Raw genomic sequence first — 16,951 nt, forward strand, 5'->3', positions numbered from 1 at the left:
CGGGGCAGGTTCACCTCAGGCACAGAGAATAATGATAGCTAGACAAGGTAATTTGGACCATAAAAAATCCTTAGCAAAAGCAATTACAAGAATTGAGGAATAGGACTTGGGGGATAAATGGAGAATATAGACAGATTTATGTAAAATAGATTTGATTTAGTTTTATATAACTGGGAATTTTGATTTTCAGTTATATTTTTTTATATTTGAGTAGAGAGTCAAGAGTGTGAAGTCTTTTATGATATTATTAACAAATAGCTATATACCCTTTCTTAATTTTTAAGAACTTATTTTATTATTCATTTCTATACACATAAAAAAGCCCCAGCCATTTACTAAATTTTACTATAGTAAATAGATGGGACAAAACCGTTGATTTAACTGGTGCTCCCAGCAGGAGTCGAACCTGTGACCTACTGATTACGAATCTTCTTAGTCACTATTATCTTACAATATAAGCATAATCTATATAATTCATATAGATCACACTCTTGTCTACTATCTAATTGATTTAAACTTACCTCTTCAGGATTATTTTGTCAAGGCCTTTTTTACCATTCGCCGGCCAATCTTATCTTAATATCTGCGGTTGTAACTCCGTCTGCTCCCGTTGCTGTGATGGTTACGTACTCCCCGCCATCACCTTTAATATTTTCTAAATTAAACTTATTTCCATCCACTACAGTTAATTTATAATAAGAACTATCTCCACCATTTTGTGAAGTTACTGCAAAAGTAAATATATCTGCTGTTTGCATATCTCCATTATAAGCATATGCAGTTATTGTTACAGTATCAGCATTTAATAATTTATATGGCTGTGTAGTAATCTCACTAGTACCATTAAAAAATCTTACTGTTTTAGCAACCACAGCATTTATTACCGTTGGTATTGTTTTTGTATATGTGTTACCATCTGCACCAACAAAACTAACTGTTATATTACAATTACCCTCAGCAATGGCCGAAACAAGTCCAGTATTATCAATTGTTGCTATATCTGTATTATCGGATGTATATGTAAGATTAGGATTTTCTACGGTTGTCCCCGAATTCGTTATTGTGGTTGTTATTTGTTGCGTTGTCCCTGCATCTATAGTAATACTTTCTGGAGAAACTGTCATCACATAATTATAAAAATAACTTCCTGCTGGTATCTCATTTATTAGATCGTCACCAGATTGAACGGTGTCTATGTCTGCTGTGATCTTTAAAAGTCCCTCCAGACTCAAGTCCAACCCAGTAACCTTCCAGGCACTTTTCATTTTAATAAATCTATCATTCACTTTTATCTGATTTGTAATAAAATTTAAAGGCATTGTTACAATTATAGTACCTGTAGGCAAAATAATTGTTTGTCCAGTAGTTACATCTATAGTTTTTGTTTCTATATATCCAACTACTGTATTCATACTTGTATTAATACTAAAATTGATACTATAAGGGCATTTTCTAATTATGTATTTATTATATGTACCCTGGTTATTCTCTTCATTTCGAGTAACTACCAGATAATTCATATTCTTGTATTCGATTATATTACCCTGCTTCAAATATGTATCTGTAAGTAAATACATTGTATCTGTTCCCTTGTTTTTATCGTCAATTTTGTGGAATAGGCCAATATGTAAATCTGCTGGATCTGTAGATATTGTAAATTCCTCCCCGAATGTATTCCCTACAATATTATAAGCATCACCAATATTAAAATAATTATTTACCATTATATTATCACCTCTTTAGTCCGTAAACATATATATAAAACTTGCTCCAGTATTATCATCTGAATCGTCCGAACTCATAAGACGGATCTTTCTGTCCAGGGCATCTATACGATCATTTATATTCTTACTAAATTGACTAATAGTCATATCATCGTTTTTAATATTTCTCATATAGATTGGATTATTGGCTATACTCTCCAAAATAGCTAATGCAGCCCTATATATATTTTTCTTATTTATATTACTTGTTGGAGTATATTCCTCAGTTGCAGTAAGATTATTTTCCTCCAGATACACAGATAATTTATCATCCTCTAGAGCAATCCCTTCTATTTCCATTTTCAATCTATCTAAATTTGTCATTGTATTACTTCCTTCCTTTATATAATAAAAGCACCCATGAGTTGACGGATGCTAAATGCTATTATTCCCTATTTATAATTGTATTATATACCTCAAATATATCTGAGCATTTTACATTTTCATGCTCACACTCATAGTAATATTTGTACTCTTTAAAATCTCTATTTTCTTTTAGAAATTGAATTGAATCTTCAAATTCTTTTATTACTTTTTCAACATTGGATAAAATATTTTCATTATCAACTTGATGTATATAATTTACTGAATATGGTTTCTTGTCTATACTAAAAGCATCTCCCAATCTTAATTTAACATTTAATATGACTTCAAATCTCCATAAAAAACTTTCATTTCTATTATCAATTACCTCCAAATTATTTTTATTTATTCTGTACTCAAAAGAACTTGATTTATAATAATTAGGTTTTATTAATTTAATACCATTATGTTTTTCAATAAGCAATTTTATGTCTTTTTTTAATATAGGATTTGCTACATCATTATATAAATCATTAACTTGATTCATTTTGTTTTTGCATATGTCTTGTAACTCTTTTAATCTTGAATATTCATTACCCATTAAATAGCCCTCTTTCGATATAATAACTAAACAATTTATTAATTATCTCTTAATTTATCTGTACATCTTCTATATGACCGCCATAGCCTTGATGTCCTTCATCATATTTATCATTAACTTTAATCGTGACCGTAAAATTATTTCTTATTGTTCCTCCAAAACTATTTTCTGCATCTACATAACTTGAAATTTCAAACTCATTGTTACCTAAAGCCTTAAATTCTGCCTCATCATATGAAAATGGGAATTTTGCTGTTGAAGGTGATTTTAAGTTATTTTTTACAGCATCTTCGGACATACTCCACAAATAGCCCTTCTGTTCATCTAAAGTCAATTGGCTAAAGGGCTTGTTTTCATCACTGCTACTTCCACATCCCACCATAAAAATACTAACAATAAGGCAACAAATAATTACAGGTATTTTCTTTTTCATAATGCTCCCCCATATCTATATTAAATTGTTCATACTTTATTCATATAGTCATAATATTCTACAAAATTATAGTAATATCCTCCTGATATACTAATTTTTTAAAAATAAAAGTATTGATTTTACTGCATTTCAAGAAACATATATCGTCAAATCTGACTTTTAAGGCTATTAAAATATTAAAAAGTATAATTATATACCCCTGAATTTAATTGCTTTTATATTGGTTATATGGAGTTTATTGCCCTGAATTACATGAATTTTTTGGTGTGTGAAAAAAGTAGTCTACTAAAGCCCTATTTTAAAGGAAAGGGGGAACCAAATTTTAAATAAAACCAAAATTTTAAGTAGTACCTTACTTAATTTTTATACATTTATTCTAATTTACACAAATGATAATGTATTTCAACTGATATGCTAACTTCGCTAAATATTCTTTTTACGAAGTTCATACTACTATTAAAATATCCTCGTAGCCCTTGATATCACTGTATTTTCTCCAACTTCACACTTTAGTTATATAAATAATTTAATTGAGAATAGCCAGAATTACCAATTATTTTACCTAATTATTACCATTCATTACATTTAATATGATATTTATACCCGCTTATTAACAATGTATATTATACAATAGCATTGAATATTTATGTATATTCTCCCTGCTTTGTTGGTCTATATGGTTATCTTAATTAATAATTATTATTTTTTAGTATTAATTTTTAAAATTTTTGAATTTCTTTAAAATTTTTTTTGAAATTGCCATAACAAATAAAACATAAATGGTATTTAATACTACATAACATAGTTTCAATAACTTCTATATATCTAATTCATTTCTGATTAAGTAATAATTATTACTTAATATTAATTGTTTATATATTATTCTCTTTATCTTCTGAAGTAGTTCCTTTTTCTGTAGTAGTACCTTTATTTACAGTAGTACCTTGGTTATCCTCCTTGCTTACCTCTTGCCCTGTCTGTATTGCCTTGATCTCTGTCTCTATGTCGTTCACATAAGGACTGTGTTCTATTGCACTATCAATACTCATTAATTTATTATTATATAAGTTCACAATATTATTTACTAATTCTGTTTCATTTGATGGTATACTCATGTTAAAGGTACAATCAACCAAACCATTTACATTAATACCTTTATACTGTAATAACTTCTCTATCTGTTCCCACCTACTATAATAACCTTGCTTCAAGTATTCAGCAGACATACTACCCTTTAATACTGGTAATGTATACATCATTCGTATTGATTCCTCTGCCAGATTAGCAGGGTTGCTACTACCATTCATTGCAATAGACGGTGTCATCGATATATCAAGTAGACTATTCATTAATATCTTATATAGTTCCTTTAATGAATTTATATCCATCTTACTCAATACCAAATCAAATGATGAATCATTATCTAATTGCATAACATTCCCTACAACCTTCTTATCTATAGCACCATTACCATCTTTATCTATATTCAATTTAGTCCCTGTCACGACTGGGATCGGATTAAGGAATTTATAAAATGAATCATGGTATTTACTAAGCAAATCTTCCATCTTATCAATGATATTGACATAGTCTTCTAAATCACTTCTGCCCTGTGTTATATCCTCTTCATTTTCTCTTTTAATATATAGCACTGGCAAACCACTCAAATTTTTATATGTATTCTTTAAATATAAGCCATTACCGCCCTGATTGTCCCACTGTTCCACTCTATCTGTATAAAACACATTGTAATAACTTATACTACTGGCTTGTATCGTGTAATGCTCTATAAAGCATACGTAATCCCCCGTATCGGTGAATACAGGATAACTATCCTCTGGCCTTATCAATTTACTTTTAATTATATCATTATCATCAATGAATAAATACTCTGAAACCATACCATATTTATTCATCTTGTCAAGTATTTTACTATCTGTATTGTTAAATCTTCCCTGCTTGTATACATCATTGATTTGATTTAATGTATTTGTATCCTCACAGGTCAATGTAATCGGATTTTTCAGCAAAAAACTCTTCTGGAACGCCAATAATGGTTTAGCATACTGCAAGCATATTTTAGTAGTTTTAAAAGTCCTACCATTGTAAACCGTATCTGCTCTGTTTAATATTGCATGGCTGCCATCTAAATATTCCTGTATATTTAATATATTCATTATCCTGTCTTGATGTATGTATTTATTACATTCATCTTGAAACCACGTTGGTTTCCCATTATAATACAAATTTATATATTCTTCTAAATTCATTTTTAAACTTCCTTTCTTTTGTAATATCCCTGAAGGAATTTACATTATGTAAAGTTCTAAAAGGACATTACATATTTATTTTACATTTCACAACTTTGGGAATGGCTTGTATCTGTTTCTTGTTAGAGCGATTTTTTTCGCCTTAGCAAATATGATAATCCAACTTTGAATTCTCTTCCGCCTGAGAGTCCGAACGGATTTCCCTAAATCGGCGTAAACTTACGCTTATTTATACATAACTTTTCCCACTTTTCAATGCTTGTACTGCTAAACTCAAGGCATCCACTAAATCATCGTGATTTTCCGATCCTTTAGCATTTCCAAATGATCCGTTATGTTCCTGAAATATACGCATCTGATCCAATGTGTCTCTATCATTGACCAATATCATGCCCATTTCAAAAACCTCTTTTAAGTCCATGACCAATTTACTTTTACTTACATTGTCCGTATACCAGCCATAATCATACTTGCTTTTGCCTGTTATCTTATCGAAATGCTTATTTCTGAGTACATTAATATATCCCATTTCTTTCCTTAATCTAGTAATTAAATCTAATCCATATGTATTTCTTTCTGGCAACAACAATGCATAATTAAAGTAATAGCCTAAATCATAACAAATTTGAGCAAATTTATATACTGGTACATCATTTCTGTTAAATGTTGCCACCTGCTCCCCTGAACTATCCAGTACACATATACTACTAGCATCTTGTTTTAATCCTGCTGATGTATCTATTCCCCCGAAATATCTCTCATTTTTCTTTATATCCTTATAAATATTTAAGCCATTACCATAATAAATACTCAAACTATTAGGTAATGGCTTTATATTCTTGATATTTAATATTTTAGGTATATAATTATACCTCTCTACAATTGTATTTGCATCAAATACACCAGTATCCTCACTCTGGAACATTTCTTCAGGTGTAGAAGGGAATTCTTGCTTGAATTGTTTTTCTGGTATATCTAATAACTTCCATTCTCTCCACATTATTTGGAGTAAACTAGCACCTTCATTCTTTAATTCCTGCTCAAGTGGAGTAAGATCCTTACTCTCCAATCTCCTGCCATGATTCCATGATTGTGTCCATGCCTCGGCTTCCTTGTATTCATCATAAAATTGCTTTTTATCGGCATACCAAGGGAAGAAAAATGCTTTGTATCTGCTATGATCTTTATAAGCATTGGTAAATAGTTTATAATAATTGTTACTTACTCCATGTGCTGTGGATTCAATTATAATATGTGAATCTTTATCCTTAGCTAGTGCCTGTTCTAATGCTAATAATCCCTTTGTATCCTGCTCATTCTGCCAGTATGCAAACTCCGTACAATGTATAAAATTATATGTTGCTCCCCTTCCTAGTTCTTTAGTTCCAACAGTAGAATTTGTTATTCTGCTGCCATTATCCAATAATAACTCATGCCTATTGAATTTGCGTGATTTAGAAGTATACTTTTCTGGTATACTCTGGTACATCTTTTGTAATTTTGTATATACTTCTGACACTGAATCACCCGAATAACTAAGCACAATACAATTAGAATTAGGTTTTGTAATAGCAGTATACAATATTAATCCTAAACTTAAAGTAGTTATACCTAATTGCCTACCCTTACCAATAATTGAGAATTTAATATTATTGTCATATATTTCTTTTACAATTTGTTTTTGCTGCTCATTTAGTTTAAAAGGAATTAATTGAGAATGGTTATCCACTATCTTAACAAAATTCTTTAGCCAAAGCACAGGATCATTATTAATTTTATCTAATTTCTGCTTATATGTAATAATAGCCATATATATGTTAACCCCCCTTTTAATCCTCTGATATGTCCAAATCATCTTTGTTTTCTTCTTGGCTATCCTCTGGAGAGATACCTGATTTTTCTATAGGACTTTTCCATATCTCTTTTTTAAGCAATAAAAAGGTTTTAATTGCCTTATCATCCCCCTTTAATGCTTTATCTTTTACAACTTCATATATTTTATATAAATCCTGTTGGCTTCTAATTTGCATGAGCAATCTATAAAGATTCTGATATTCCTCTGTTTGTTCCCATCTAGTTTTATATATTTTAAGTGTTAAAGGATATATTAGTTTCGGATATTTTTCTAATATATCCTCTTCAGTCATCTCTGAGAATTTTGTACTAATATTATTCACTTTATTTTTCCAACAAAAATAAATCCATTTTTTTCTGGATTGTCGTCTTAATTTATCTAATTGTATTTTAAATTCACTTTTTTGCATAATAATCTCTCCTTCCATAAAATTCATCGTTCATAGAGCCTTTTTAATCCATGTTTAAGCCATTAGAGGTATGAATAATCTATTCAAAATAAAAATCTATATATTGCCCCGTTATTACTCAAAATGATAGCAATATAAACGTGATGATCTCTGCGTCACTATCAACCAATCGAAACTTTGACTGGTTATTATTAATCTGCTCACCCCATGGAATGGGATCACTATCTGGATCACTTTGAGTGATTGACAAGCGTGGAAAATTCCACTTTTGCAACTATTAAAATTAGATACGGCCAAACTTGGACTTATCTCAAATACAAGTATTTAAATTCAATTTCATTATTCCCGGTATCTTCATAGAATGGAATATTAAAATATTTTATTTGATCCTTGTCAATGCAAACAGTTTTCTTCTTCTTATAATCATTAAAAATGAAATACTTATTTGTGAACTTCTCTTTGTCCTCTACCTTATAACTATTTAATGCAGGATTATTATTCAACCAATCTACAAATTCTGTTGATTCTGTTGCAGTTGTCCAAATATCTAATTCCTGCCTGAATCCTTTCAACATTACATTTATTAAAACTAAAGTTGTATCTAAATCTATTTTATTTTTATTAATTTTTGCCATATATTAAAATCTCCTTATCATTATTGAATTACACACTAAGGGGGAACGCCAAGGTCGGCACATAAGCATAGCGATTGTGCCGATAGAAGCAATTTGACTGTCTGTCAAGACACCTGTCTGGTAAGACTATGGTATTGATATATAAAAGCCCGTAAATAAAATAACCCCCTTTTGGTGGGGATTATTTATTTACTCATTAACATAAAAAAGTTGTCTATTCAAAACTATATTAAAGGAACTATTTAATAAGGTTTTAAATAGACAAGTTTTTAATCTCTAAATATCATATGTATCAATTTCATTTAAAAGATAACTCCAGTATTCCTCATGTTCATTATGTTTTTTAATTTTATATTTGTATTCCATTAGTTCAGGGATATCTACAATATCTTTGTTTTCATATGTATCTTTAATCTGGTCTTTCTTATAATTTTCCTCATTGATTTTTTTATCTTGCTTTTGCAATTTATTATAATAGTTACTGTGATCCTTCTCATACTTTGCTACTACTAAATCATCTGTATGAAGATCATACCCTTTAAAATCAATTAATTTATTAATTAAATTCTGCTCATTGCTATTTTTATCAATTATCTTGAATAATTCTTCTAATCTGTCTATTATTTTATTATTTAATTGTGCTTTCTTTGATTTTATCTCATCATACCTTTGGTTGATTGCTTTTCTGTTACAAATTAAATAATATGCCTGGTAATACCAATCAAAAGGTAATTCTTTGTAAACTAATTCCCTAAATTTTTTATACATTCTTTCACCCAAACAAAATATATCTTTTTTAGTCTGCACGCCATAATAATTAAGGGTATCCCTTTCTGCTTGTAGAATCCATTCTGTTTCCTCATTTGTTGCGCATCTTCTATTAATAATTTCTTTTTTATGCTTATCTCTGGTAATATTAACAACTACATATTGTTTATTAGGTAGCAAAATACAACGTTTTTCCATGCTATTCAATGCCCTCTCAATTATTCCTTTAAATTCTGCTCTAGTAGAAGAATAAAAATTATATATTGCCGGCATCTCAATTTTCAAAACATCACTCAATTCTTTCTTTTTGTATGTGCCTATAGAATATGTATTATTTGCAAGTCCAAGTATATTAATTAATTCACTAATAGACAATCCTACTTTATTACCACCTTTATTTACGTTATGCAATTTAAAGTGTATGTAATAAATCAATATATCCTGTATTTCATCTATGTATTTGCTATTGTTACCCTTATGTATTGGCTTTGGTAAAGGTATATTGTAAATTTCATCTATAATAAATTTATTCCCCTGTTTATGCCATTTCACATATCTACTCCATTCTTTTAATTGTGCTTGTTTGCTTGTACCAGTTTTAATCTTTTCATTCATAAGTGTACAAAACTCCTTATAATTTTTAATTACTTGTCCAACTTTTATATTATTTATTATCAATACAACTATTCCCCCAAACATTACCATATAACTTTTTTAGTTCTATCAGATGCTTCAAGGCCAATTCAAACTCGGGGGTCTTTTCAAATACAAATGTTTGTCTACCTCTTTCATCTAAAATCTTATCGTAATGATATCCAAGGTACGAAAGTCCACTTGCAAGTGTAAATTTATTAATATTATAAGTTACTTTATTTTCCATTTTATTTACCTCCTGTATAAAATCAAGGGATACAAAATTTAGTACCCCTTGATAATTTTCTACTTAAATATTTTATTTATTAATCTATGTATTATGTTTTTCTTCTTGCTTATGTATGTATTGATATTTTCATCTTTACAAATCTGTGACCACTTTAATTCTCCATCATGTGATGGTGATCTGTAGCAACCAAAAAATTTCTTTTCCATATAAACATCTCCTTATCAAATAATTTAATTAAAACTTTACTTTTAATATGTACTATAAATTGCACTGTTCTTATAACTCCATGCAAGACTAAATATTTTAGTGTCCTGCTGTGGGACACCAGTATGTATTTCAAATTTACCTATTTTTTCGTAGTCCCTCTGAGGGATATCTAAATCAATATCAAATAATTGTGACAATTCCTTGAGTTTAATATCTGTAGATATAAGATTCCAGTCATCCATATAAATCTTACCTTTTAGATTATATTTAATTTGCAGGTCTATAAAGTATTCTTGATCGTGCTGCTCTAATATATATATAAGTTCAGGATACTGGAATATTTCCCCGATATAATAAGATGCAAGTTTCTTATCAAACTTGTAATGCAAATATGTAGAATCCACACAAAGCAAGATCGCTTTCTGCTCATCTGTGAAACTATTTATATCTATGTCTAATATACTCATGACCATTAATAAGGTAGAACCTGCGTATTTTCTTGTATAGTTCCATCTACTAACATTACAATACCTATTTAAATTAATGCAATCTGGATTTTTATTGTCTGTGACGTGATTAGATAAGCATTTACCATTACAGATATCCATATCAATAGCAATACAATTCTTTTCTACTGTTGTACCTGCTTCTTTATAAATACTATAGAAGTTATAGAAATACTTTATCGGCCATCCCCTATATTTCGTTAGATAATAGCAACTCCATAAACTATCCAAATCATCTGACAAACATAAATTATATTCACCCTTTGTATAAACCCATTCGGGTAATTCCCCCTTTATTTTTTCGTTCAATTAATTCGTGCTGTGCTTGTAAAGAAACAAATCATATGTATTTAACTAAAAAACGACTATATTTAAGATAAAACTTTAATACATTTGCCTACCCTCCTGTCCTTTGTGTCAGATTTTTACAACCTATACACTTCCACCTTCCTTCCTGTAAAAATTTGTTTTTAATGAACTTCATAATTTTTTCCCCTTTTCTCTGAAAAATAAAATAAAAAAAGTACCTTCAAAGGTACATATAAACTAACTTCTTTAATAATTTTTATGCTTATTTTTTAATTTTCTAGCATTATTATTTTTTGCTTTCAATTCCATCATTTCTATTTTTGTATGCTTTTTATGTCCTGCTTCTTCTAATCTTTCTTCACTTTCCCTCAGAAATTTCTGTAATTTATTCTCAAATTTTTTCTGCGGTGTCAATTTTCTTTTCATGGTATCATCCTTTTATTTATTTTATATATTAAAGGGTACACAAAATATGTACCCTTTGAATTGTGGCTAAAATGACCACATTTTTATGTACTATGCACTTATTGTAAATGTTGCCAATGCTTTTGAATTAAGTACTTTCAATGTTGCTTCGGCAATTACCTGTCCTTTCACTGAATCGCCTGTTTTGGCCAGTATCTCGGAGAATGGGGTACGTAAAAAGCCAAGGCGTATATATGAAGGATCAAACACAATTAACGATCCTTCTGGTATATGCCTATCCAATATTAAAGAAACATGGCCAAAATTTGTATTGATACCGTTTGCCACAAGTCCAAACTCTCCCTGTGGTGCATTGTAATTATATTGTGTATTGTAAAAACTGTCTATTATTTCTTTTAAATCTGCATTACATAATGCAACATAACCATTAGAACCTAGTCCATTATCCCAAAGTTTCTTTACAGTGCCTTTGAAATCTTCTTCTGCTAATGCCGTATTAGTTACTTTATTTCCTGCATCTACAAAAGAATAAATACCATCCATATGTCTAACAAATGGAGTAGCAGAACCATCATTTTTAATTCCATTTATTAATTTATCTTCTAAATTAACTTTTAATTCGATCAATCTGTCTGCCATTTCTGAACTATACATATCTGCTATACCAGTAACACTTGATGCCTGTGCTGTTCCAGATACCTGTACCGCCTTTTTAAATATTTCACAAAAATTTGACTTTGGTACTCTTGTAGAATTCTGGAATACTGTAGTTTCGCTGCCTTCAACTTGTGAAATGTCCTCTGTAGTATCAAGAGTTTTTTCTCTAAAATAAACCAGTGGTGCTGTTTCCTTGTCTACCTGTCCTCTACCCATTAAAAGAGTTGTAAGTGGAGTATCAAGTGGCTGTGCAACCCCCAATTCTGCCATAAGGTCTATATTTTCCATTGATAAAAAATCTTTTGTTTGTATCATATAAAAACTTCCTTTCATATTTTTATTTATTTTATTGGTTTTATTTAATAAAAAAAGTAATAGAATATTTATCTATTACTAATTTATAATCTATTTATTTTATTTTTGATTTTATTTGAATAACTTGGACATTTTCGCTTTTAACATACCACCTACATCACCTTTTTTCTGTGCCTCGGTATATTCTGTCTGTGCTGTATTATGTTCAGTTGGTTTATATCCATTATCAATATCATTTTTCTTTTTTATATCAATCAATTTATTAATTTTTTTACTTGCAGTATCTATGTCCTTGCTATCTGCTACAAGATCAAACATATCCTCACTAAGTCCATTCTTAAGCATTTCAACTTTAATACTATTAGTTAAATTTGACTTTGTAAGAGAGTCTATCTTCTCTTTTTGCTTGTCTGCATCAGCAACCTTTGTATTTGCTTCATTTAGTTTAGTTGTAAAATCATTTATTTTAGTATCATAACCCTGTAGTATTTCTGTTACTTCTTCTTTTGTATAACTATCTTTATCTAATTTCATATAAATATCCCTCCAAAAATTCATCAATTTTATTTATTTTATTTTTACTCAGATACCTTCCATGTATAAAATGACTCATGTCTGTTCCTGTTAATCCTACTTGTTTTGCAATCCATGTATAAGTAATTCCTTTATAATTTTTTAGGTACTTAATTTGTTTTATAATTCCATCCTTTTGCACCTTCTCTCACCTCTGCTTATTAATTTTATTAAATTTATTTACAACTTTTTAGGTATAAAAAAAAAGAGGTAAATAAATACCTCTTAGTCTACAAAATAAAAGTATTACAATCTAATTATCATAATACTTATAACGCATTAATTCCCGTTATCCATCTAATTATTCAATGTTTTCTTGGAAGAAGTCAGATTTGAACTGACATGAACATATTAGCAAAAGTTACCAAAATAATGACTATACTATTTTTTCCCAAACACATAGAAAAGGGAAAATAAATTGTTATGCGGCACACATAACACTAATCACAAAAAAGTGACTAGAATCAATTATCTTTTATTATTAGATAACTCATCTTAATCACTTACTTTTATTACTCATATAATAAAAAAACATCATTCTTCGCTACCCTAGTGATACCAACGGTTATAGCATTTTTCTATTTTTCTTCCTATTCCAATTCTCTCTTTCCCTTAAAGTGATTTGTTCATTATCCTTCTAAACGCTATTATACATACGGTTTAGAGTACATTTCTATCTTATAACGCATCCTTATTTTTGTATACCATATAATAAAATAATTACAATACCTCTAAACGCTATTATACATACGGTTTAGAGCATATTTCTATTTTTCGGATTTATTTCTTTTGTATACCCTTAAAGTAAATAAATTATATTTTGCTAATCGCTATTATACCAACGGTTTAGAGCATATTTCTATTTCGTCCGAATTTATTTCCCCTTAAAGACTCATATCTCAAATTGCTCACAATCCCAATGATATCAATTGTTATACTACTATTATCCCTTAAAGTGATTCACCCATTATTCTCTTACCCCTAGTCATATCAACGGTTTAGAGCATATTTCTATTTTCTTAACATCCTCTTTTTTGTCTATTTCCCTTAAAGTAAATAAATTATATTATACTGAAATGCTATTATACATACGGTTATAGCGATTTTCTATTCCGTTAGAATTATTACTTTTTATGAGCATTATACCATCTATTAATCTTCTACATATCCCTTAAAGTGATTCACCTATTATTCTCTTAACCCTAGTAATACCAATGGTTTAAAGCCTATCTTTATTTATACAGAATTATGTTTTTTATGATAATATTCTTTTTGTTTTTGAGCATTATATTTATTCCATATTTCCTTAGCACACTTTTGCTTTCAAGGCATCTCATATTATTTATTTTATATGAGATACCTTGGCGATTTATATATTAGGAGGTATTATTAATTTTATTAGATTAGGTAGACTAAAGGGGAAAACCCCCCTAGTCCTATTCCTCAAATTCTTTTAAAAAAGTATAGAAATTTCCTGGTTATCCATTACTATGTTATATCCGCCACCCGGGATTTTGTCCACCTCCCAGATATTATCTAAATCAATAGAAAATCCGCAAGGATTATCATCTTCATCCCTATTTCCAAAATAAATTTTATCGTTTTTTACTTCCAAATTTAATTCTGGTATTCCAAATAGTTTACTTATACCTCCATCAAAACTTACCTCTACTTCTTCACCTTTCAATTTCTCCATTTCATTTAAAAAGTTTACAATGCTGTAAAAATTTTTGTATGCCACCTCTGTAAGATCCTCCGCAGCCATCCCATTTATTTCCTCTTGCAATTTTTTAAAATCCATATAAAATCAACCTCCTAAAATTTAATATACTACTATAATAGCATATTTCTTCAAATAAGTCAATCTATCTAATTTATCTCACTATTTTTATTAATTTTATATGGATTACTCTTAATAACTCTCTTTTATTAATTTTATATGGATTATATAAACCAAAATTAAGTTCTGGAGTTTCTACCTTATACCCTGAAAAACCGATTTTAAGAATCAAGTAAAATCAATGCTTCCCGGACTTCAATTTTCCCAAATTTGTCATTTAAGCCCCGTTTATTTCTAAAAGGTATAATTATATACCTTCAATTTTACCATGCCTTAAATCGGTTCTATAAAGATTAAATACTTGACTTTTTAATTTAATCGTGATAAACTCCGGCAATAGTTAAGCAATTTGGATATAGTTTGCCCTGGGATTTTTGAGCAAACTATTTGACATAAACTCCGTATAATGAGTTGAAGTTTCTTTGTCACACTGCCATTGTTTTATTATAGACTATCCTAACTACTCACCCATTAGGAACTACAATAAAGCCATCTTTCGATTGAGTGTACCACCCTGTATAATTTATTAGACGGTCATACATACCCGACTGAGGGGCATTAGTATAATAGCAGAAATACGCTTGTCCCCATGAATTTTAATTGCTTACGGCTCCATGTAACCCCAAGAATTATTTAATAGTTGCTCTAGTGCTTACACAACTCACATATATACCTTAAAAAAGGGTATAAGAAATAAACCTTGCAAAACTTTAATTTTTTTGATAAAATTTATGTTAGTAGATATAAATTATCAATAATAGTTTTGTAAGAACATTATTGATATTCAATTATGGCCATCTGTTAAGGGTGGTTATTTCTTTTGTAATTGCAATAACTGCTCAATCTGGGATTCACCTAAAATCATATCTTTTATGTTGTTCCAACTAATTGGCTTGTCTTTGTTTCCATCTGCTTTTATAATCCGTATATTGTCTTTCTGTTCCACAATAAAAATAGATACTCTAGAACCAAATATATCTATATCCTGTAAAACAATATTATCTGGACTTATATAGGCAGTTTGATAAAATTCCGGTAAATACTTGTATTCCTCTTGGTTTTTTAACATTTCTATCACCTCACAGAGCCGATTTAAGGCACTTTAATGCCTGAGTATGAATATCTATATCTTTCTGGCTTGTATCGTGCTGTAATTGCCATTCTAAGGCTTTAATTGTCTTTTCAATTTTTTCTTTGCTGTCTGGTATCGTAAATTCCAACATTTTTAATCACCTTTCTTCATTTTTATAAAATTTTTGTTATTTGACTTTAATTGTTCCAGTGGATTATAAGTATTAAAATCTTGTTGGAGATCATCATTGAACATATCTACATAGTTTTTTACCATACTTATGGAGGAATGCCCTAACATTTTTTGCAATTTGAATATATCACCACCATTTAAAATCCATTTCTTTGCGAATGTATGCCTGAACCTGTGAACTCCTGTGGTCATCACACCACGTTTTCTATTGTATTTCTCTATATTGTGAGAGAGGATATCAATATTTAAAAATCCACCATATGCATTTACAAATACATAATCATCAGGCTTTCCTTCTCTATATTGCAGATATTCAAGCAATACTCTTTTTAAAGTATTGCTCATAGGTACAACCTGCTGCCGTCTGTTTTTAGTCCATTCATATGTTATTAGTTCATTTTCAAAATCTAAATCTTTTATTTTCATGTTACATAATGTTCTAGCCCTACAACCTGTAGCTATAAGAGTATTTATTATTACATAATTCCTATACTCTAAAAAAGTACATTTTTTTATATTTGGCTTTTCCAGTAATATTCGCAATTCTGCATCTGTATAAGTCTCTATTACTTTTTTATCTACTTTTATAGTGTGAATTTTAAAAGTTTCCATATAATCCAGACGCATAAAGTAATATAGAATTGCCCTTAATGTTACAATACTGGTTTTTATACTTACTTCATTTTCTTTTGTTTTAGTTCTTAAAAATAAAATAAATTGTTGAATAGTTTCAGGATTAATTGTGTTGATTTGTGTTGATGGTTTAAAAAATTTATAGATAACGTGACGCATCATATTTTTATAATGCCTTATTGTAGTTTCTCTTAAATTTTTTGCTCTACAATATAAAATAAATTCTTCAAAACCTTTTTGAAATGTTTTATTTTTCTTAATTTTATTTAACTCAATTCTTTCTTTTCTCATAAAAAAAATC

General features: G+C 29.2%; 20 protein-coding genes. All 20 read right to left on the reverse strand.

Going from position 1 to position 16,951, the window contains the following annotated elements; all coding sequences use genetic code 11:
• Positions 1 to 551: 551 nt before the first annotated feature.
• Positions 552 to 1,724 (reverse strand): Ig-like domain-containing protein, encoded by a 1,173-nt coding sequence (locus tag ACFHWD_RS16250; RefSeq protein ID WP_378062682.1) that lies wholly within the window; start codon positions 1,722 to 1,724, stop codon positions 552 to 554.
• Between the two features lie 15 nt (positions 1,725 to 1,739).
• Positions 1,740 to 2,087: a hypothetical protein gene (locus tag ACFHWD_RS16255; RefSeq protein ID WP_378062683.1), complete on the reverse strand. Its 348-nt coding sequence runs from the start codon at positions 2,085 to 2,087 to the stop codon at positions 1,740 to 1,742.
• 61 nt (positions 2,088 to 2,148) lie between these two features.
• Positions 2,149 to 2,667 carry a hypothetical protein gene (locus ACFHWD_RS16260; RefSeq protein ID WP_378062684.1) on the reverse strand — a complete coding sequence of 173 codons (519 nt, stop codon included), beginning with the start codon at positions 2,665 to 2,667 and terminating at the stop codon, positions 2,149 to 2,151.
• 49 nt (positions 2,668 to 2,716) lie between these two features.
• Complete coding sequence (locus tag ACFHWD_RS16265) at positions 2,717 to 3,100, reverse strand: hypothetical protein (RefSeq protein WP_378062685.1); 384 nt, start codon at positions 3,098 to 3,100, stop codon at positions 2,717 to 2,719.
• An 872-nt stretch (positions 3,101 to 3,972) separates the two neighbouring features.
• Positions 3,973 to 5,370 carry a phage portal protein gene (locus ACFHWD_RS16270; protein WP_378062686.1) on the reverse strand — a complete coding sequence of 466 codons (1,398 nt, stop codon included), beginning with the start codon at positions 5,368 to 5,370 and terminating at the stop codon, positions 3,973 to 3,975.
• Positions 5,371 to 5,599: 229 nt separating this feature from the next.
• Complete coding sequence (locus tag ACFHWD_RS16275; RefSeq protein ID WP_378062687.1) at positions 5,600 to 7,180, reverse strand: terminase large subunit domain-containing protein; 1,581 nt, start codon at positions 7,178 to 7,180, stop codon at positions 5,600 to 5,602.
• A 19-nt stretch (positions 7,181 to 7,199) separates the two neighbouring features.
• On the reverse strand, positions 7,200 to 7,634 hold the full coding sequence (locus tag ACFHWD_RS16280; protein WP_378062688.1) for a hypothetical protein: 435 nt from the start codon (positions 7,632 to 7,634) through the stop codon (positions 7,200 to 7,202).
• A 305-nt stretch (positions 7,635 to 7,939) separates the two neighbouring features.
• Positions 7,940 to 8,269 (reverse strand): hypothetical protein, encoded by a 330-nt coding sequence (locus tag ACFHWD_RS16285; protein ID WP_378062689.1) that lies wholly within the window; start codon positions 8,267 to 8,269, stop codon positions 7,940 to 7,942.
• 276 nt (positions 8,270 to 8,545) lie between these two features.
• Positions 8,546 to 9,652, reverse strand: a complete 1,107-nt coding sequence (locus tag ACFHWD_RS16290) for a hypothetical protein (protein ID WP_378062690.1) — start codon at positions 9,650 to 9,652, stop codon at positions 8,546 to 8,548.
• Positions 9,653 to 9,701: 49 nt separating this feature from the next.
• Complete coding sequence (locus ACFHWD_RS16295) at positions 9,702 to 9,917, reverse strand: hypothetical protein (RefSeq protein ID WP_378062691.1); 216 nt, start codon at positions 9,915 to 9,917, stop codon at positions 9,702 to 9,704.
• A gap of 59 nt (positions 9,918 to 9,976) precedes the next feature.
• Entirely contained in the window at positions 9,977 to 10,126 is a 150-nt protein-coding gene (locus ACFHWD_RS16300; protein WP_378062692.1) for a hypothetical protein, read from the reverse strand.
• Positions 10,127 to 10,168: 42 nt separating this feature from the next.
• Positions 10,169 to 10,876, reverse strand: coding sequence for a hypothetical protein (locus ACFHWD_RS16305; RefSeq protein WP_378062693.1), 708 nt, complete (start codon positions 10,874 to 10,876; stop codon positions 10,169 to 10,171).
• A 312-nt stretch (positions 10,877 to 11,188) separates the two neighbouring features.
• Entirely contained in the window at positions 11,189 to 11,368 is a 180-nt protein-coding gene (locus tag ACFHWD_RS16310; protein ID WP_378062694.1) for a hypothetical protein, read from the reverse strand.
• 90 nt (positions 11,369 to 11,458) lie between these two features.
• Complete coding sequence (locus ACFHWD_RS16315; RefSeq protein ID WP_378062695.1) at positions 11,459 to 12,340, reverse strand: DUF5309 domain-containing protein; 882 nt, start codon at positions 12,338 to 12,340, stop codon at positions 11,459 to 11,461.
• 111 nt (positions 12,341 to 12,451) lie between these two features.
• On the reverse strand, positions 12,452 to 12,874 hold the full coding sequence (locus ACFHWD_RS16320) for a hypothetical protein (RefSeq protein ID WP_378062696.1): 423 nt from the start codon (positions 12,872 to 12,874) through the stop codon (positions 12,452 to 12,454).
• Positions 12,861 to 13,055 (reverse strand): hypothetical protein, encoded by a 195-nt coding sequence (locus ACFHWD_RS16325; protein WP_378062697.1) that lies wholly within the window; start codon positions 13,053 to 13,055, stop codon positions 12,861 to 12,863. The genes ACFHWD_RS16320 and ACFHWD_RS16325 overlap by 14 nt, the downstream gene beginning before the upstream one ends.
• Before the next feature lie 1,311 nt (positions 13,056 to 14,366).
• A complete protein-coding gene (locus tag ACFHWD_RS16330; RefSeq protein ID WP_378062698.1) occupies positions 14,367 to 14,714 on the reverse strand; it encodes a hypothetical protein in 348 nt (115 codons plus the stop codon).
• 850 nt (positions 14,715 to 15,564) lie between these two features.
• A complete protein-coding gene (locus ACFHWD_RS16335; protein WP_378062699.1) occupies positions 15,565 to 15,822 on the reverse strand; it encodes a hypothetical protein in 258 nt (85 codons plus the stop codon).
• A gap of 10 nt (positions 15,823 to 15,832) precedes the next feature.
• A complete protein-coding gene (locus ACFHWD_RS16340; protein WP_378062700.1) occupies positions 15,833 to 15,976 on the reverse strand; it encodes a hypothetical protein in 144 nt (47 codons plus the stop codon).
• Between the two features lie 2 nt (positions 15,977 to 15,978).
• Entirely contained in the window at positions 15,979 to 16,941 is a 963-nt protein-coding gene (locus ACFHWD_RS16345) for a tyrosine-type recombinase/integrase (RefSeq protein WP_378062701.1), read from the reverse strand.
• Positions 16,942 to 16,951 lie beyond the last annotated feature (10 nt).

The organism is Clostridium sp. MT-14 (assembly GCF_042436595.1).
Lineage (GTDB): Bacteria > Bacillota > Clostridia > Clostridiales > Clostridiaceae > Clostridium_B > Clostridium_B aromativorans.